16 protein-coding genes are annotated in these 18,104 nt (G+C 39.6%); 15 read left to right on the forward strand and 1 reads right to left on the reverse strand.

Translation table 11 applies throughout. The features are described from left to right. The first annotated feature begins 90 nt into the window (after nucleotides 1-90). From Gferi_RS13345 to Gferi_RS13370, 7 genes are all read left to right on the forward strand, one after another. Nucleotides 91-612: a GNAT family N-acetyltransferase gene (locus Gferi_RS13345; protein WP_069977261.1), complete on the forward strand. Its 522-nt coding sequence runs from the start codon at nucleotides 91-93 to the stop codon at nucleotides 610-612. Between the two features lie 195 nt (nucleotides 613-807). Beyond that, the gene (locus Gferi_RS13350) at nucleotides 808-1,266 is read left to right on the forward strand and encodes a GNAT family N-acetyltransferase (RefSeq protein WP_069977263.1); all 459 of its coding nucleotides are present in this window, start codon (nucleotides 808-810) and stop codon (nucleotides 1,264-1,266) included. A gap of 66 nt (nucleotides 1,267-1,332) precedes the next feature. Continuing rightward, nucleotides 1,333-1,458 carry a zinc ribbon domain-containing protein gene (locus Gferi_RS29285; protein WP_236932763.1) on the forward strand — a complete coding sequence of 42 codons (126 nt, stop codon included), beginning with the start codon at nucleotides 1,333-1,335 and terminating at the stop codon, nucleotides 1,456-1,458. Between the two features lie 275 nt (nucleotides 1,459-1,733). Then, nucleotides 1,734-2,882 (forward strand): aminotransferase class V-fold PLP-dependent enzyme, encoded by a 1,149-nt coding sequence (locus tag Gferi_RS13355; protein WP_069977265.1) that lies wholly within the window; start codon nucleotides 1,734-1,736, stop codon nucleotides 2,880-2,882. 122 nt (nucleotides 2,883-3,004) lie between these two features. Then, complete coding sequence (locus tag Gferi_RS13360; RefSeq protein WP_069977267.1) at nucleotides 3,005-3,532, forward strand: DUF4446 family protein; 528 nt, start codon at nucleotides 3,005-3,007, stop codon at nucleotides 3,530-3,532. Nucleotides 3,533-3,542: 10 nt separating this feature from the next. After that, nucleotides 3,543-4,421: a diacylglycerol/lipid kinase family protein gene (locus tag Gferi_RS13365; protein WP_069977269.1), complete on the forward strand. Its 879-nt coding sequence runs from the start codon at nucleotides 3,543-3,545 to the stop codon at nucleotides 4,419-4,421. A gap of 234 nt (nucleotides 4,422-4,655) precedes the next feature. Further along, the gene (locus tag Gferi_RS13370; protein ID WP_069977271.1) at nucleotides 4,656-4,922 is read left to right on the forward strand and encodes a YkuS family protein; all 267 of its coding nucleotides are present in this window, start codon (nucleotides 4,656-4,658) and stop codon (nucleotides 4,920-4,922) included. Nucleotides 4,923-4,951: 29 nt separating this feature from the next. Here Gferi_RS13370 and yyaC read toward each other — a convergent pair whose 3' ends face one another. After that, nucleotides 4,952-5,554, reverse strand: coding sequence for a spore protease YyaC (gene yyaC / locus Gferi_RS13375; protein ID WP_069977273.1), 603 nt, complete (start codon nucleotides 5,552-5,554; stop codon nucleotides 4,952-4,954). Between the two features lie 394 nt (nucleotides 5,555-5,948). Here yyaC and Gferi_RS13380 point away from each other — a divergent pair, with 394 nt between their 5' ends. From Gferi_RS13380 to aroA, 8 genes are all read left to right on the forward strand, one after another. After that, complete coding sequence (locus tag Gferi_RS13380; protein ID WP_069977277.1) at nucleotides 5,949-9,344, forward strand: efflux RND transporter permease subunit; 3,396 nt, start codon at nucleotides 5,949-5,951, stop codon at nucleotides 9,342-9,344. After that, complete coding sequence (locus Gferi_RS13385; RefSeq protein ID WP_069977279.1) at nucleotides 9,310-10,398, forward strand: efflux RND transporter periplasmic adaptor subunit; 1,089 nt, start codon at nucleotides 9,310-9,312, stop codon at nucleotides 10,396-10,398. The genes Gferi_RS13380 and Gferi_RS13385 overlap by 35 nt, the downstream gene beginning before the upstream one ends. Before the next feature lie 223 nt (nucleotides 10,399-10,621). Next, the gene (locus tag Gferi_RS13390; RefSeq protein WP_069977281.1) at nucleotides 10,622-11,695 is read left to right on the forward strand and encodes an NAD(P)/FAD-dependent oxidoreductase; all 1,074 of its coding nucleotides are present in this window, start codon (nucleotides 10,622-10,624) and stop codon (nucleotides 11,693-11,695) included. An 82-nt stretch (nucleotides 11,696-11,777) separates the two neighbouring features. After that, nucleotides 11,778-13,082: a tetratricopeptide repeat protein gene (locus Gferi_RS13395; protein ID WP_069977282.1), complete on the forward strand. Its 1,305-nt coding sequence runs from the start codon at nucleotides 11,778-11,780 to the stop codon at nucleotides 13,080-13,082. Between the two features lie 36 nt (nucleotides 13,083-13,118). Continuing rightward, the gene (gene orr / locus Gferi_RS13400) at nucleotides 13,119-14,183 is read left to right on the forward strand and encodes an ornithine racemase Orr (protein WP_069977283.1); all 1,065 of its coding nucleotides are present in this window, start codon (nucleotides 13,119-13,121) and stop codon (nucleotides 14,181-14,183) included. Between the two features lie 486 nt (nucleotides 14,184-14,669). After that, the gene (gene aroF, locus Gferi_RS13405; protein WP_069977284.1) at nucleotides 14,670-15,671 is read left to right on the forward strand and encodes a 3-deoxy-7-phosphoheptulonate synthase; all 1,002 of its coding nucleotides are present in this window, start codon (nucleotides 14,670-14,672) and stop codon (nucleotides 15,669-15,671) included. A 28-nt stretch (nucleotides 15,672-15,699) separates the two neighbouring features. Next, nucleotides 15,700-16,833 (forward strand): prephenate dehydrogenase, encoded by a 1,134-nt coding sequence (locus Gferi_RS13410; protein ID WP_069977285.1) that lies wholly within the window; start codon nucleotides 15,700-15,702, stop codon nucleotides 16,831-16,833. Further along, complete coding sequence (gene aroA / locus Gferi_RS13415; RefSeq protein WP_236932731.1) at nucleotides 16,808-18,088, forward strand: 3-phosphoshikimate 1-carboxyvinyltransferase; 1,281 nt, start codon at nucleotides 16,808-16,810, stop codon at nucleotides 18,086-18,088. Before Gferi_RS13410 ends, aroA begins: the two co-directional genes overlap by 26 nt. Nucleotides 18,089-18,104: the final 16 nt, after the last annotated feature.

Below are 18,104 nucleotides of genomic sequence, written 5' to 3' on the forward strand. Positions count from 1 at the left end.
GCAAGGGAGGATTTTCTGTGTCCTCCGAAGGGCGGCAAGCGTGACAAGCAATATTCTATGAATCGAAAATGAAGACCTAGGGGGATTTGTATGGGGGAAATTAGTATTTGCCTGCTTCAGGAAGTTGATACAGAAAAGCTTTATAAATTTGAGCTGTATAATAGAGTTTTTTTTGAAAGCATGGTTGCCTCAAGAGGAAATAGCTATTATGAACGGGAAAATTTCAAAAAAATTATTGCAGAACTGGTTGAAGAACAAGAAAAAGGATTTGTTTATATGTATCTAATAAAAGATCTTATGGAGAACATTTTAGGTAGGGTAAATCTAGTTTCAATTATGAGAGGTTGTTTTAATAAGGCTGAATTAGGCTATAGGGTTGGTAAGGCATATAATGGCAAAGGTTATGCAACGAAAGCTGTAAATCTTGTTTTGGAAAAAGCGTTGATCATCCATAAACTCCATCGGATTGAGGCAGGAACATCTCCAGAAAATATTGGCTCGCAAATTGTGCTGATTAAGAACGGATTTCAATTTTGCGGCCGATCTAGCCAGTACATTTATCAAGATGGAAGATGGCAGGATAGTATAAATTTTGAAAAAATTCTTGAGTGATCTGAAGGGGCTAAAAATATTAAAAAGAGATGCTCATAGGAATTAACTTTTTAACACATAGGTATGTAAATAAGAAAAAGAGAATAAAAAATTAAATGAGTGAAAAAGTATGAAGATTTTCTCACTATCGTCAAAAACTCAAAACTATGCAATAATTATCGTTTTTCACCCATAGAAGCACAGGGGAGGATATAAATGGAGCATCTAGAATACATACAGGGGAGCAAAGAATTGCTTGATTTAGTACAACCTTTGTGGGAGAAGCTAAACAAACATCACAAACTGCATTCAAACTACTTTTCAGAGAAGTTTAGTCAGCAGACTTTTACCATAAGAAAGAGTAAGTTTTTAGGTGAAGATATTTCAGATATAAAAATTGATCTGGTGAAAGATAAAGAGACAAGTTTGTATGTAGGGTATTGTATTAGTACAGTAAATGGGAAGGGAGTAGGAGAGATCGATTCCCTTTATATAGAAAGGGAATATCGCAAGTTTGGCTTAGGAGACCAATTCATGGTTAAAGCGTTAGAATGGCTTGATAGTAAGCAGGTAAAAACAAAAATTATAGGAGTAGCAGAAGGAAACGATGCAGCATTAAAGTTTTATAAACGATACGGATTTTATACAAGAAGAATTATACTAGAACAAAAATAAATAGGGAGACAAGTAGTCATAGACAAATGGAATCCATCAAGTAAACTTTGTGGATTCTGTGGTACAATAAATAACCAATTGACCCTTGCAGATAGGGTTTGGACATGTGCCTGTGGTAAAATAATACATAGAGATATCAACGCAGCAATCAACATAAAAAATGAAGGATGTAGGATTCTTGGCATAGCTTAGTAAAATAAATAAAAAACCGTTGGGCAAGCGGGGTTAGCTTGGTAATTATATCAGCGTTGGCTGGTAGGTCCCAAGAAGCCCCCACCTCTAAGCATTAGCGTAGGTGGTGGGAGTATGTCACGTATAGAGAAATGTTTGATATAATGAAAACAATGGAAACAAATAAAAGTTTCACGTGAAACAAAAATTTCCATTACGCGAATATTATAGAGATACCATATACTATAATATGTGGATAGGAAAAACTGAATCGATTTATATAAAGAGGTGACGTCATGATATATTTAGATAATGCAGCAACTACCTACCCGAAACCAGAAGCAGTCTATCAAGCCATGGATCAATGCATGCGGGAGTACAATGCAAATCCAGGAAGATCAGGACATAAGATGGCACTTGTGTCGGGAAGAAGCATCTATAATACAAGAGACTTGCTTTGCCGGTTGTTTCATATTGATAACCCTATGCAAATTATTTTTACCCATAATGCTACTGATTCTTTAAATTTGGCGCTGAAGGGGCTATTAAAGCCAGGAGACCACGTAGTTACCACCAGCATGGAGCATAATTCTATGATGCGGCCCATTATGGCTCTTGAAGAATTGGGAATAGAAAACACTGTGGTTCAGTGCGACACTACGGGGAGCTTAAATCCAAAACAGATTGAGGCGGCCCTTAGACCAAATACAAAACTAATCGCTATGACCCATGCCTCAAATGTTGTTGGTACTTTAATGCCTATTGCAGAAGTGGGGGCTATTGCAAAGCAGAGCAATGTGCTGCTATTGGTAGATGCTGCCCAGACTGCAGGAATATACCCCATTGATGTTCAAAGAATGAATATTGACTTGTTGGCAGCTCCGGGACATAAGGGTTTGATGGGGCCTCAAGGAACAGGAATCCTTTATATTCGTGAGGGAATAACATTAAAGCATATGAAAGAGGGTGGCACAGGCAGTAAATCAGAATTTTTGACACAGCCGGAGATTCTGCCTGACCGATATGAAAGCGGGACACCTAATACGCCAGGAATTGTGGGCCTAGGTGCTGGTGTGGCATATATCCTGGAAGAAGGAATCGAAAAAATCCGAACGCACGAAGAGGAATTAACGAAATACTTTCTAAAAGAACTGGAAAAAATTGAAGGAATAAGAATTTATGGACCCAAGGATCATCGAAAGCAAGCTGCTGTAATTTCTATCAACCTTGGGGAGGAGGATTCTTCGGAAGTAAGTTATGTACTGGATCAGGTATTTGATATTGCTGTTCGCTCTGGTTTGCACTGCGCACCGATGGCGCATAAAACCATTGGAACTTTTGAACAGGGTACGATTCGTTTTAGTATAGGTTACTTTAACACTAGAGAAGATATAGATAAAGCAGTGGACGCATTAACCCGTATTAAAGAAGAGTTGGAAGTATAGATTTATAAAATAGCAAAAAATAGCATGTTTATTCCTTCGACATGCTATTTATTTTTTTTGCTTTCCATGAGATAATAGATTCGATAGTGATATAAAATTTGGTTGGATTGAGGGGAATCTTTATGAATATTGTATTTGATTTTATTAAGGAGTACAGCGAGATTATTTTACTGTACAGCGGGATTTTTAATATCTTAGCATTGCTGATGATTTTAATTCAAGGCAGTAAGCTTTCCAAATTGGATAAGAAATGTATGAATCTAGCTCGTGGTGTAGAGAACAAAAATCTGGAAGAAATCATTTATAAATATTATGAAAAAGTAGATCAGGCAGATATTCGTGTGAACCAGATGAATAAAAAGTTAGAGGTTATGGACGAAAGACTTTTAAAATGTGTTCAAAAAGTAGGGATTATTCGATACAATGCTTTTGATGATACCGGTGGAGACTTAAGCTTTTCTATAGCGCTTCTAGATGAGCAGCATAACGGATTTATTATTACCAGCATCTATGGCAGAAGCAATAGTGCTATGTATGCAAAACCTGTGAAAAAAGGAAAGGCAAGCTATGCACTATCTGCTGAAGAAATACAGGCATTGGATCGTGCAAAAAATAATACATTGGACGAATATGGAAAGATGATTTCCTAGAGTAAGGGATATGAGTATATTATTTATTGTCAATCCGGTAGCAGGAAAGGGAAAAAGCTTAGAATTTGCAGCTTATATTGAGAATACCCTGAAAGAAAAAGGAATTGACTATGCCATGAAGTTCACCACGCTAAAAGGAGAAGCAGAACATATTGCAAAAGAAGCTGCAGATGGCACCTATGAAAAAATTGTGGCTGTTGGCGGAGACGGGACAGTTTATGAAGTCATCAATGGATTAGCAGGAGGCACTGCAGCCCTAGGTGTGATTCCATCGGGAACGGGAAATGATTTTGTAAAGACAATGAAGATTTCCCCAAAACTAGAAAGTGCATTAGAAACGGTTCTTAACGGTGAAATAACTGCTATCGACTGCGGCAAAGTAAATGGCCGATACTTTATCAATGTAGCCAGTATAGGGCTAGATGCGGAGATTGTAAAAAAAACAGAAGAAATGAAAAAATATATCCCGGGTCCGACGGCTTACATGGCAGGGCTTTTCAAAACTTTATTCCAGTACCGACTACAGGATGTAGAGATTGTTATAGATGACTGGGTATATAAGGGAAAAATAACTTTGGTTGCTGTAGGAAATGGAAAATATTATGGAGGCGGTATGAAGGTGGTGCCTTCGGCAAAAATCGATGATGGTTATTTTACAGTTTGCCTGATCAAACCTATGTCAAAATTTAAGATGCTCCGGCTGCTGCCTACGATTTTTAGTGGAGATCACATCCAGGAGTCGGAAGTGATAATCTTGAAAGGAAAAAAGATCAGGGTTAGCAGTAAAGATCCAATGATTTTAAATACAGATGGAGATATCAGTGGCACAACTCCGGCAGTCTTAGAAATAATAGAAAATAGAACTTCTGTTATTGTACCAAATAAATAAATATAAAAAAGCACCCTCCTTAGTACGGCAGGGGATTTCATCCCCTTGTAAACCCCTATTTTTTATTGTTTAGCTTTCATCAATCTCTACATCTATTGTACTTACTTAATTTGAGCTTACTTAAAATTTATACTTTCTTAGACAATAAAAAATCCAATAACATGTATAAATAAAGGAAATTTCAGGTATAAAGATATAACCTTCTAGTCATAATACTGCTAGGAGGTGGTATGGATGCCGAAAATCATAGCAATTCAGAGTGGTCTAGAAAACGTTGGAAAAGAGCTGGAAGCCAGAGGTTATGAAGTTGTCCATGAAAACTTTGATGGATATGTAGATGCCATACTATACGACAGTGACAGGAGCCGCTTAAGCTACCTGAATAATTTTGACAATGTAATTGACATGGATCGAGGTGCCTTAGTAATTAATGCAAAAGGGAAAGGTATTGATGACATCATATATGCTATAGAGAGAAGAAGTTACGAATCCCTTTTTTAATTGCTTTTATAAAAAAGGAACAGCCGGATTTAATGAAATCCTGACTGTTCCTTTTCTGTGTTTTTGGAGAATTTCCATAAAGCATATTGAAAGGCTTCTGAAACTGTATCTGCCATTTTCATAACTAAATTGAGTCTCGTATTCTGTAGAATAATATACTCCATAAAACCACCTAAATTAACGATCCCGGTAATATGCAAGTCACCTACGGGAGGAAGTTCTTTGTTGACGCCAGCACCTGGCTTCAAAGGGCCATGCCCTACTGTTACATAACCGATTCTCTCCAGTTTTCCCAGACAGGCGTCGATGGCAATCACAAAGGGATCCTGGTAGGTGTTGTAAACATAGTCAATGGAGTCCTTTAGGTTCTTTGCATGGACAGGATCCTCCAGGGTGCCGTGGATGAAAACATTATTGTAACGCCGAAGGCTTTTATCCAGCTTATATCCAATCAAGGGACCTAGGGAATCTCCTGTTGACCTATCTGTGCCAATGCACATGATAATAAGATCTCTTTCAGGATTGCGATAGTAGGTATGCAGATAATCTATAAGAATCCTACTAAAGGTAGAAGTGGCTAGAGGGGCATTTACATTGATGGAAGAATCTTTTATGACAGCCGTAGTATTCATATGTCGAAAGTCACTCCTTTTTGCCTGTTATAATTTAAGTTTCTCCGAAATCATCCTATAAAATACATTATGAAGGATGTCCAAAGAATAGAACCAGATCAATTGGATTCGGTGAATTATTAACTTTAGTGCAAAATAAAAGATTTAACCAAACTTTTCTTTTAAAAGAAGATAATTATACATCTATACAGATTGAGAACGATAAAGCGATAGGTCGGATAAAATTTTTACAAATCAAACCAGACAAAATTGGATTCTTATCGTAAAAGGAAATGCAAGGGAGGAAACTTGAAATACTCAGCATAAAAAAGCGTGTAGGTAAGGATAGCTATTTCTTATCCAGCTATATATGCTTTTGGCTTCAGACAGCGGCTAGAGAAAGAAGGGAGATTGTATGGAAGAGAAGAAAAAGGAAGGACATATTCCGGAGCTAGAGGAGAAGGTGAATATTCTTGGCAGGTGGGCCAGTTTTTTCATTGACCGCTACAGAATTGTATATCTGATGATTGCGGCTATTCTGGTATGGGGCATTACTGCTTACTTTGAAATGAAAAGAGAACTGCAGCCGGAGGTCGTGCTGCCCTATGGCTATGTGCTGACGACTTATCCGGGAGCTGCTCCAGAGGAAGTTGAGAGGCTGCTGACAGATAAAATCGAGAAGAAAATGGATGAAATCAGTAAAGTGAAACAGATATTATCTACTTCAGGATACGGATATTCTATGGTTTTTGTAGAATTTGAAACCGGTGTAGATATTGATGATGCAGTACAAAAAATGAAGGAAAAGGTCTCCAGTATTCAAAAAGAATTGCCTGCCGATGCGGAGACACCGGAAGTTAACAGCTTTGAAACCAACAACGCAGCAATCATGATCATCAATGTCAGCGGAGATTATGATTTAATGACTTTGAAAAGCTATGGAGAAAAGATAAAAGAGGATTTAGAGAAATTAAAAGAGGTTTCCAGTATACAAATTATTGGCGGCTTGGAAAGAGAAATTAAAATTATCGTAGATCCCCAGAAATTGTCTGCATACAATCTTTCATTGGAGCAGATTAAGAATGCAATAATGCTTTCTAATGTAAATTTTCCCGGAGGAAATATACAGTTAGATAAAAAGAATTACAATATTCGTACAGTAGGAGAGATGAAACAAGCAGCTGAGTTAGAAAATGTTGTACTTACCTACATGAATAACAGCCCCCTTTATTTAAAGGATGTGGCTGTGGTAGAGGATGGGCATCGCGACCCGGAATCCTACTCCAGAATGTCCTATGGCTTGGGCACGGATCAGCCAGCTGTAAAACAGTCCGTAGCTATTGCAGTAAAGAAAAAAGAAGCAGCAGACATTATTAAAACCAGTCAAAAAATCCATGACCTGTTAGAAAAGCAGAAAGGGCATTTATATCCAGAAAATTTACAAATAGAGGTTAGCGGCGATACAGCCGTTTACGTAAAGGATGAATTGGGGACAGTAATCAATAACTCTAAATCCGGCTTGCTGCTGGTAATCACCGTACTGTTTTTATTCATCGGTTTTGCAGAATCTTTAGTTGTATCCTTCGTCATCCCTTTGTCTATTTTAGTTGCTTTTGGGATGATGAAAACTACGGGGATGACCTTTAACAGCATTACAATGTTCTCCTTAATTCTAGCAGTAGGGATGCTGGTGGATAACGGAATTGTAATCATGGAAAATATAGACCGCCTTCGGTTTAAGGGATTGTCCTCCGAGCAGGCTGCGAAGGTAGGCACAAATCAAATTGCCCCGGCGATCGCAGCATCGACACTGACCACCCTAGCTGCATTTTTTCCCATTATGCTGACACCGGGAGTAATGGGGGCCTTTATCAAGCCCATTCCCCAAACCGTAATGTTTGCCTTGGGGGCATCCTTCCTCGTGTCCGTAACCATTACACCCGCTTTGTGCACCATGGCATTAAAGGGTCATCGGAGCAACGGGACCGGTAAAACAAGTACTGCCAAAAAAATAGTTCAAAAAATAGGGGCTGTATTGCTGGTTTTCATTCTGACGATGTATGCCTTCAAGGACAATGAAGGCGGGCTTATGGGCTTTGGCACATTGTCGGTCATTTTTGGTTTTTTGTTTGCCGGTGGGATGATACTGAAGCTTATAAGAAGAGGAAAAACAGAAAAAGATCATTTTATTATTAGAAATTATGGAGAAAGACTCTATAAGATTATTCAAAATAAATGGAGAAGAAGAGCTGTAATTGCCATTATTCTGACAGCATTCCTATTTAGTATGGCGCTGATTCCTCTAGGATTTTTAAAAGTAGAAATGTTTGCAACTACAGATTTTACCCGTTTGTATGTAAACATCAAAACCCCGAACGGCACAAGTTTAGACACAACTTCGGCTATTACAGAAGAAGTCGAAAGGCGGTTATTTCAGTTTAAAGAAATTAAAAGTTTTGTTAGTAATATTGGGATGATTGGGGCAGACAGTATTGATGAATTCCAGGTAAGCTCTGGAGGAACTCCAAATATTGCGAGAGTAATCATTGACTTGGTCGAAGAGAAGGAGCGAAAACGCTCCAGTATGGAGATCTCTGCGGAGATGCGTAAAGTACTTGAGGGTATTCCAGGAGCGGAAATTAACGTACAGGAGATGGAGAGCGGGCCTCCAAGCGGTAAGGCCATTACCGTCCGGATTAAGGGAGAACGTCTGGAAGATATTAAAAAGACCGGCGACGATTTTGTAGAGATTCTTAAGGGAATTCCCGGTACATTAGATGTAAAAAACGGCATGGCAGAGGGAACTCCTGAGATTCAGGTTCATGTAGATAAAGAAAGGGCCGCACGCTATGGCCTGGAGAATATGACAATAGCCACGGGGATCAGAAATGCAGTCCACGGCTTAAAGGCAACTACCCTGCGAAGCAATCAGGAAGAAATTGATGTGGTGATTCGTACATCAAAAGATAAGCTGGAAACCATAAAAGATTTAGAAAAAATATATTTCTATTCCCGGTCTGGATATCCGGTTGCATTTTCACAGGTAGCTTCTATCGTAGAAGGAACAAGTATCCTGACAATCGGTCATGAAGACTTGAAACGTCAAACGAATATTACTGCTGATCTGGTTGCCGGGTATAATGCAGCAGATATTACAAAGGAATTTCAGACAGCAATCGCAGATTATCCCTTGCTTGAAGGAATAACCATAGAATATGGCGGGGAAGTTGAGGATATGCAGGAGTCTTTTACGGATATGTTTAGAAATATGATCATAGCAGCAATTTTAGTGTTTTTAATCCTGGCAATTCAGTTTAATTCTTTGTCACAGCCACTAATTATCTTGTTTACTGTACCTATGGCATTAATTGGCGTTATGCCCGGGCACGTAATTACAGGAAATAATTTTGGATTTGTTTCCTTCATTGGTGTGGTTGCGCTGGTAGGAATTGCTGTCAACGATGCCATCGTATTGGTAGATTATATTAATTACCTAAGGAAAAATGGATATGAGCTTTATGAGGCGGTAAAAGAAACCGGAATGACACGGTTTATTCCGGTTATGGCCACTACCATTACTACTGTAGGTGGAATCCTGCCGATTACTTTAAGACAGCCGTTTTTTGCGCCGTTAGGATATGCTTTGATCTTTGGATTGGGTGTGGCAACCGTACTTACACTAATCGTCATTCCTGTGCTTTATGTAATGCTGGAAGAATTTAAAGGATGGAGAAAAAATAGAAAGAATTATCGATTACAGAAAGGAGTCGGTAGACATGAAGAAGCTGCTGATATTACTCCTGCTCAGTAGTATGATTACTGCAGGCTGCAATAAAGAAACAGGGGCCAAAGCAGATATAGAAAAGAATGAGCAACCGGTTCAACAGGAAATCACTTATGTTAAAACGATACCGGCAGAATCTATGAATTTTACAAGTAAACTGTCTCTTCCAGGGGTATTAAAACCCAGGGAAGAGGTAATGGTTTCAGCCAAAGCAAGCGGTGCAGTCCAATCCCTGCATGGCGAGATCGGCAGCAGTATTAAGAAAGATCAACTGCTGTGCAAAATAGACGACACACTGTTTCAACTCCAATTTAATAAAGCGGCAACAGCGTTAAACATGGAAAAAATCAAGATAGAAAACGCGGAAAAAACCTATCAGAGAATGAAATCCCTCTATGAGAATCAGGCAATCGCTCAGACAGAATACGAAAGTGCAGAGAATCAATATCTTATGGCCAAGGAGCTCTTAGAATTGGCCCAAAATGATTATGATCTGGCAAAAGAAAATCTGGCTTATACCAATATTTATGCCCCTATATCAGGAGCGATCAGCATGAAGGATGTTGCTGTGGGAGAAAACATTGGCCCCGGAAAAACCTTATTTACAATTGTAGATGTAAGTAGTCTTTATGTAGAGGCAGGAATATCCGAAAAAGATATCGGCTTGATTAAGTTGGGCCAGCAAGTGCTGATGAAAGTTGATGCCCTGGAGGGACAGAATCCCACCGGGAAAATTACAAGTATCGGCCCGGTACCTATAGAACCTTCCAAGACCTATCCTATTAAGGTCCTGGTGGATAATCGGAATAATCAACTAAAAGCGGGAATGTTTGCTACCATCGAAATTGTAACAGAAAACAAAAAAGCAGCAGTAGGTGTTTCAAAGGAAGCTGTCATTCAAGAAAATGGAAAGTCCTATGTTTTTGTAAAAGAAGAAGGGAAAGCAATAAAGAAAGAAGTGTCTACAGGCATGACTATAGATGGTTATATTGAGATTACTGGAGGAATACAAACAGGGGAAGAGATTATCATCGTTGGTCAAGAAAAGCTGGTAGACGGTGCAGCGGTAGAAGCAAAATAGTTCATAGAAAAATAATTTTAGTTATAGGCTGAGGAGCATTTTCCGTTGGGAAAGTGCTCTTATCATTATACTTGAAATTCTAAAAGAATGTACTTTACTAAGAACGGGTAAACTAAATTAATATGTGCTGTAGATTGGCGGATTGACTGAAAAACACGAAGGAACACGAGCGGTGATCAATATAGAATAAGGAAAATACAGCTTTAGGAGTGAAGAGAAAGCTATGACAGCAAATCAAGAAAGCTATGATGTTATTGTAGTCGGCGCAGGTCCTGCTGGAGCTACTGCAGCAAGGAAATTAGCTATGTCCGGCTGTCGTGTACTTTTGATAGATCAGGCAGATTTTCCAAGAGACAAACACTGTGGAGGATTAATACCGGTAAAAGCATTAAAGCTATTAGATTTTGAAATACCAAAAAGAACAATCCTAAATGAAATCCATAGTATTACTTTGTACAGTCAGCATATGGGGGCCTCTACCTATAAAGATCCTGGTATTCTAGGAAAAACTGTAAACCGGAGGGATTTTGACCACCAATTATTGAATCAAGCGATTGCTCAAGGGGTTCGGTTTTATCAGAAGACGAGACTGCAGCATCTGGTAGAGGAGAAACAGCATATCAGAGTGATTACTTCTGCAGGAGAATATGTATGCAGCACATTACTAGGCTGTGATGGGACCCATAGTACTGTAAAGAGATTTGTAGAAAAAAAACACTCTTTTGAACACTATAAAATGGGCTTTGCAGTCAATACATTGCTGCCGGTAGATCATAAGGAACCTTTTCAGGACTTTAAGCTTTTCGGGCTTCCACTGGCCTTTGCCATGGGATGGGCTATTCCACAGGGAAACCGGATCAATATAGGAATTGGAGGTCCTGCCTATCAAAAAAAGCAGATGATGGACTACTTTCAAGTGTATTTGAGAAAAGTAATGGAGCTATATCTCCATATAGATAAACCAAAAGGTATAAGAGGGTCTTTTCTACCGGCAGGGGGATTTCAAAGAAAAGTACAAAAAGGTAATATATTGCTGGCAGGTGATGCTGCGGGATTTGTAGATCCTTTCACAGGGGAGGGAATCTACTATGCGTTGCAAAGCGGGGAATTGGCAGCAGAAAAAATTATGGCGGGAAAAATAACAGATTATGAAGCTGCATGCAAGCATTTCTTTGGCCGTAGGCTTCAAGGGGCTCTGATTTCCAGCTTATTGTGTTATAAAAAAAGGTATACAGAGGTGACATTTTTGAGAGAATTACAGTGTAAAAAGTTTGTGAACAGAATAAAAAATAATTAAAATTTTATAAATTTTGAAAGGGTTTATAGTATATCGAATCGAAAAGTATAAAGATATTTATATTTTTGGAGGACTTGATTGAATGGAAATTCTTAGCTTAGGGCAAAAGGTAAGGCTGCAACGGAAAAAAAAGAATTTAACCTTGAAGGAATTAGCAGGAGATCGGATTACAGCTGCTCAAATCAGCCATATTGAAAGAGATAAGTCCTATCCGAGTCAAGACCTTTTGGAGTATTTTTCAAAAAGACTGGATGTTACTATAGAATATTTAGTAGAATCAAAGGAAGCCCAAGTGAGAAAACTCTGTGAAATAAAGCTGTTAGAAGGGGAAGCTTTGATTTATCGTGAAGAATATCTAAAAGCCAGCGAAAGGATTCAAGAGGTTATTAAGCTAGTAGAAGGATACGGAATTGCAGACTTAGATGGTTTTGCAAAATATCTGCTGGGTCAGACCTATATAAAGCTGAAGAACTATAAAGAAGCAGCCCACTGTTTGGAGGAAAGCATACGTCTCTATTCCAGCATCAGTAATCAGGAAGGTGTTGTCAACAGCTACCTGCAGCTTGGTTTGGTCTATTACTATAAAAACTATTTCCATTCTGCTTTAGACAAATACAATCAAGCAGAGCTAATTCTGAAAAAAAATAGCATTTATAATCTGGAGCTAAAGTATAAGACCTTTTTTAACATATCTCTATGCTATGTAGGGTTAGGTCAGGGAAATCATGCATTGGATTATGCGCTAAAAGTAAAGGAAATTCAAGAAAAGATGGAAAATTATAGGGAGCAGGGTAAAACTCTAACCTTACTGGCTGCAGGCCATATGGAAAGTGGAGATCTGCAGTCTGCAAAAGAATGCCTGCAGCAGGCGTTGGCCATTTATAAAAAAGAGAATGAAAAAAGAGAAATTGCATTTATTGAAAATAATTTAGGCCAGATTTACAGAAAAACAGGAAAATACGAAGAGGCACTACTACATCTGGAGAAGGCATATACGCTAAAAAAAGAGATTCAGGATAATACCCTTCCGAATACGATTTTTGAGTATGTTCAGTACTATATAGAGCAAAAAAATTACGAAAAAGCGGAAGCGCTAATCAATGAAGCACTTTCATACGTGGAGGGAGACCACGGGGAAATACATAGAATAGATGCACTTCGCTATCTGGCAAAAATTCAAAGATATAAAAAGGATTATGAAAAGGCGGTCGTGATAATAGCAGAAGTAATAGAAATATTACAGGAGCTGCAGCTGCCAAAGCAGCTAGCTGCTAGTTATCTAGATATGGCAGAAATCTATAGGGAAGTAGGGCAGGAGAAAAAAAGTGTAGACTTTTATCAAAAAGGTATAGAAATTTTTAGAAGAACAGGTGTAATTAATATGTAAGGTCTATGTAGACTCAAATATAAGGGGGCAATGATTGTGGGATATCCTAGGTTAGAGATTGACTTAAAAAAGATTCGTCATAATGCAAGAGAATTATTTACCCAATGCAGCAAAGCAGGTATTCATATAGCAGCAGTGACAAAGGTCTTTTGTGGTGAGGCCAAAATTGCACAGGTTCTGGTCGAAGAGGGCATAACCATGCTTGCAGATTCAAGAATGCAAAATATAAAAAAGCTTAGCAATCTTTCGGTTCCAAAGATGCTTCTGCGAATACCTATGCTGAGTGAACTGGAGGATTTGGTAGAATATGTAGATGTCAGCTTTCAATCGGAGATTGACACAATTAGGAAAGTATCGGAAATAGCCCAGAAACAAAATAAAATCCATGATATCATGTTGATGGTAGATTTGGGAGATCTCCGGGAGGGTTGTTGGGAGGATGAGGTGCAGACTATCGTGGAGGCGGCGATGGCCCTAAAAGGTGTTCGCCTGATAGGAATTGGCGCCAACTTTGGTTGTTATGGCGGTGTAATTCCAGAGCGGCATACGCTGGAAAAACTGGTGGGTATCAAAGAAGAAATTGAAAACAGATGGGGATTAGAACTGGAATTCATTTCCGGAGGGAACTCTAATAGTCTTCATCTTCTATGGGAGAATCAAATTCCTAAAGGAATCAATCAGCTTCGATTGGGAGAGCCAATTGTATTGGGAAAAGAAGATGTTTACAATGTGCCTATCGATGGATTATATCAAGATGCATTTCGCCTCTTTGGACAAGTAGTGGAAATCAAAGAAAAACCCTCTGTTCCCATTGGAAAAAGAGGAATAGATGCCTTTGGCAATGTTCCTGTTTTTACAGATAGAGGCCTGCGGAAAAGGGCTATTGTTGCTATGGGAAGGCAGGATATCCTTTTAGATGGGATTCAACCTATAGAAAAAGAGATGATCATATTGGGAGCTAGCAGTGACCACTTGTTGGTGGATATCGCTGATGCGAAAATTACTAAGAAGATTGGAGACATACTGGAATTTACCATGAGCTATGGCGCCCTGCTGGCTGCTATGACATCTGCCTATGTCCATAAGGTATTTATTGAGTAAACAGATTTTTTTATTCGTAGGACGTATAATGGAGTAGTTTGCTAAAGGCGTGTTATGAAGGGAAAAAGAGATATAATTTGCTGCCTTTTAAAGAGGACAGAAAATAGATTTTCAAACCATATAAAATCTACAATACATAAAATATTTTTTTTAATGTTGACAAAGAGATTTTTCTTGCATACAATTGTATAAACTTTCAAAAAATAAGTTAGGGTGATAAAGATGTTAGAGAAAATTAGAAAGGGCTGCAAACTTTATATCGGTTTTTATTTTTACTGGGGCTTTTACTTTTTTAGCGCTGGATTTTTTGCATGGAATAATAACCGATATGAAACCACCTTTCTAAGAAAATCTTTGTACCCTATGGGTGCATGAATCTACTCATAAAGTATACTCATATACTTTTTAAAAAGAGACTCTTAGAATAGAGTCTCTTTTTTTTTCGTCAAAGATGAAAAGGATACAGAAATCAAGGAGGTTATGGAGATGGTAATCGTTATGAAACCACAAACACCAGAAACAGAAATGGAGAGAATTAAGAGAAAAATGGAGAGTCTAGGATGTCAAGTACAGTTAACACAAGGAGAGAATCACTGTATTTTAGGATTGATAGGGGATACCAGAAAGATTGATCCTAGCCAAATTCAAGCCAATGAGCATGTTGAAAAGGTCCTTCGGGTACAATATCCTTTTAAGCTGGCCAGTAGAATGTTTCATCCCGATGATACGGTTGTAACCGTTGGAGAACATCGAATTGGCGGGGGAAATGTGGTTGTGATTGCAGGGCCCTGTGCTGTGGAAAGTGAAGAACAGCTAATGACCATTGCTAGGATTGTAAAGGATTATGGGGCCCACATGCTTCGCGGCGGCGCTTACAAGCCCCGAACATCCCCATACAGTTTCCAAGGCATGGGAGAAGATGGGTTAAAGCTATTGAAAAAAGCAAAAGAAGAAACAGGAATGCCCATTGTTACAGAAGTAATGTGCTTGGATACTTTTGATGTAGTAGCGGAATATACAGATATCCTGCAAATTGGAGCCAGAAATATGCAGAACTTTGCGCTGTTGAAAAAAGCAGGAAAGTGTCAGATGCCGGTGCTGCTAAAAAGAGGATTAAGTGCGACGATAGAAGAATTCTTAATGTCGGCCGAGTACATTATGTCTGAGGGAAATCCTAATGTGATCCTCTGTGAAAGAGGGATTCGTACCTTTGAGACCTACACCCGTAATACCTTAGATTTGAGTGCCGTACCGTTAATCAAAGAATTAAGCCACTTGCCAATCATTGTTGATCCGAGCCATGCAACAGGAAAATGGTCCATGGTAGAGCCTTTATCCAGAGCGGCCATCGCAGTCGGTGCAGATGGGTTGATCATTGAGGTACATCATCAGCCAGAGCTGGCACTATCAGACGGAGCCCAATCACTGAAACCGGAGAAGTTTGGAAAGCTAATGCATGCAGTCCAAAAAATCTCTGCATCAATCTAGTGTACTGTAGGAAAGGAAGCAGAAGACAATGGACTTTTTTAATAAAATAACTTTTATCGGTTTAGGATTGATTGGCGGATCTATGGCAGCTGCACTAAAGAAGAGGGGTTACGGTGGAGAATTGGTTGGTTATGATGCATCAGGAGATGCCTCAATTGAAGGAAAAAAATGGGGTATCATTGACCATAAGGCAGATACGTTGAAGGATGCTGTAGCAGATGCGGACCTAGTGGTTCTGTGTACGCCCATCGCGGCTTACGCCCAGATATTAAAGGAAATTTCCCCTCATCTAAAAAACGAAGCAATCTTAACCGATGTGGGAAGTGTTAAAGGCTGTGTAGCAGATTTAGTAAAAGGGCATATAAACCCAAATATTCAGTTTATAGGCGGCCATCCTATGGCAGGATCTGAAAAAGGAGGATTAAAAGCCGCAAGTGCAACACTGTTTGAAAATGCTTACTATTTTCTTACTCCGGGACAGGAAACAGTAAACGGCACAGTAGCCAAGATGGAAACCTTCGTTAAATCTCTGGGAGCATACCCGGTAGTAGTAGGACAGAGGGAACATGATAAAATCACTGCAAGAATTAGTCATATTCCCCATTTGGCTGCAGTGATCCTAACAAATCTTTTAGACCGAGAAGGTGGGGTTAATAGTGTTGCTTTTGCAGGGGGAGGATTTCGTGATACGACCAGAATTGCCTCCGGAAATCCAGCGATGTGGAAGGATATATTTTTCTATAACAAAGAGGAGATGCTGCAAGGGATCCAAAGCTTAGAAAAAATGCTGAGTGAGTTCCGAGAACTGCTGGAGAAAAAGAAGGAAGATCAGGTATTAGACCTGTTAAATAAAGCAAAGTTTATTCGGGACGGTGTGCCGAAGGGATTACCGGATTATATGCCTCCCCTATATGATATTGTTGTTGATGTAGAGGACCGGCCAGGCATACTAGGAGAGTTGACCCAGTTAATGGGTGATCATTCTATGAATATAAAAGAAATTGAAATCCTCCACGCCAGAGAAGGCGAGCAAGGGGCTGTAAGAATGGGATTTGCAACGGCGCAGGAACAGGAGCAGGCCTTTTTAGTATTAAGGGGAGGCGGATTTTCAAGGACATACATGAAGGGAGAAAAGAATGATGCTGACAGTGAATCGTGTTGAGAGAATACAGGGAAGAATCCAGGTTCCAGGGGATAAATCCATATCCCATAGAGCTGTAATGTTCGCCAGTATAGCAAAGGGGAAAAGCACTATTGAAGGTTTTCTACCAGGCGAGGATTGTCTTAGTACGGTAGCATGCTGCCGAGGCTTGGGAATCGACATTAAGCAGGAAGGCACATTTTTAGAGGTTCAGGGAAAAGGACAGTATGGACTTCAAGAGCCTGAGAATCTGTTAGATGCGGGAAACTCAGGTACTACCATGCGGCTCTTATCCGGTATCCTGGCAGGACAAAGTTTTTTGTCTGTGATTACTGGTGATGGATCACTGCGCAAGCGTCCTATGGCAAGGATTGCCAATCCTCTCCGCCAGATGGGTGCAAAGATTGACGGGCGTGTTGGTGGAAAGCTGGCACCTTTGATTATTCGCGGGGGAAATCTGGAAGGGATTGATTATACCTTGCCAGTACCTAGTGCACAGGTGAAATCAGCTATTTTATTAGCAGGTTTATATGCTTCAGGTGAAACTATTGTAAGAGAAGAGTTTTTATCCAGGGATCATACAGAACGGATGCTGCAGTTTTTCGGAGGAAACCTGGAGCGAAGGGACGGAAGCGTAGTTTTGAAAAAGTCAGAGCTGTACGGACAGTCGGTAAAGGTACCGGGAGATATCTCCTCAGCGGCCTTTTTTATGGCAGCTGCAGCTGCTATGCCTGGAGGACATTTGATTATTGAAGATGTGGGGTTAAATCCAACCCGTACAGGCATTATAGATGTACTGAGGGAAATGGGTGCCCATATTCGGATTGATAATATATATAGCAGCGGTGGAGAAGATTTAGGCACGGTTATTGTAGAAGGCGGAAAACTAAAGGGCATTACGATAACCAAGGAAATTATGCCGAGACTAATTGATGAGGTTCCGGTTATCGCAGCCATTTCAGCCTTGGCAGAAGGAACCATGCGCATTACCGGAGCAGAGGAGTTAAAGGTTAAAGAATCCAATCGGATTGCTGCAATGGTTACCGAACTGAAAAAACTAGGCATTCAGGCGGAGGAACTAGAGGATGGGATGGAAATCACAGGAACCGGTAGAATAAGCGGAGGCGTGGTAGAGAGCTATGGAGATCATCGCATTGCCATGGCCATGGCAGTCTGTGGCTTATTTGCACAAGAGCCTGTTCAAATACAAAACAGTGAATGTATTGCCGTATCTTTTCCTGGTTTTGAAAAGACATTAAAAGAAATTACTTGGTAATTCTAAAATACAGGGG

The organism is Geosporobacter ferrireducens (assembly GCF_001750685.1).
Taxonomy (GTDB): Bacteria; Bacillota; Clostridia; order Peptostreptococcales; family Thermotaleaceae; genus Geosporobacter; species Geosporobacter ferrireducens.

Coding starts and splice junctions, on each gene's coding strand:
- Gferi_RS13390 (WP_069977281.1), top strand. CDS start 10,622: ATGACAGCAAATCAAGAAAGCTATGATGTTATTGTAGTCGGCGCAGGT.
- Gferi_RS13385 (WP_069977279.1), top strand. CDS start 9,310: ATGAAGAAGCTGCTGATATTACTCCTGCTCAGTAGTATGATTACTGCA.
- aroF (WP_069977284.1), top strand. CDS start 14,670: ATGGTAATCGTTATGAAACCACAAACACCAGAAACAGAAATGGAGAGA.
- Gferi_RS13410 (WP_069977285.1), top strand. CDS start 15,700: ATGGACTTTTTTAATAAAATAACTTTTATCGGTTTAGGATTGATTGGC.
- Gferi_RS13370 (WP_069977271.1), top strand. CDS start 4,656: ATGCCGAAAATCATAGCAATTCAGAGTGGTCTAGAAAACGTTGGAAAA.
- aroA (WP_236932731.1), top strand. CDS start 16,808: ATGATGCTGACAGTGAATCGTGTTGAGAGAATACAGGGAAGAATCCAG.
- Gferi_RS13365 (WP_069977269.1), top strand. CDS start 3,543: ATGAGTATATTATTTATTGTCAATCCGGTAGCAGGAAAGGGAAAAAGC.
- yyaC (WP_069977273.1), bottom strand. CDS start 5,554: ATGAATACTACGGCTGTCATAAAAGATTCTTCCATCAATGTAAATGCC.
- Gferi_RS13355 (WP_069977265.1), top strand. CDS start 1,734: ATGATATATTTAGATAATGCAGCAACTACCTACCCGAAACCAGAAGCA.
- Gferi_RS13380 (WP_069977277.1), top strand. CDS start 5,949: ATGGAAGAGAAGAAAAAGGAAGGACATATTCCGGAGCTAGAGGAGAAG.
- Gferi_RS13360 (WP_069977267.1), top strand. CDS start 3,005: ATGAATATTGTATTTGATTTTATTAAGGAGTACAGCGAGATTATTTTA.
- Gferi_RS13345 (WP_069977261.1), top strand. CDS start 91: ATGGGGGAAATTAGTATTTGCCTGCTTCAGGAAGTTGATACAGAAAAG.
- Gferi_RS13395 (WP_069977282.1), top strand. CDS start 11,778: ATGGAAATTCTTAGCTTAGGGCAAAAGGTAAGGCTGCAACGGAAAAAA.
- Gferi_RS13350 (WP_069977263.1), top strand. CDS start 808: ATGGAGCATCTAGAATACATACAGGGGAGCAAAGAATTGCTTGATTTA.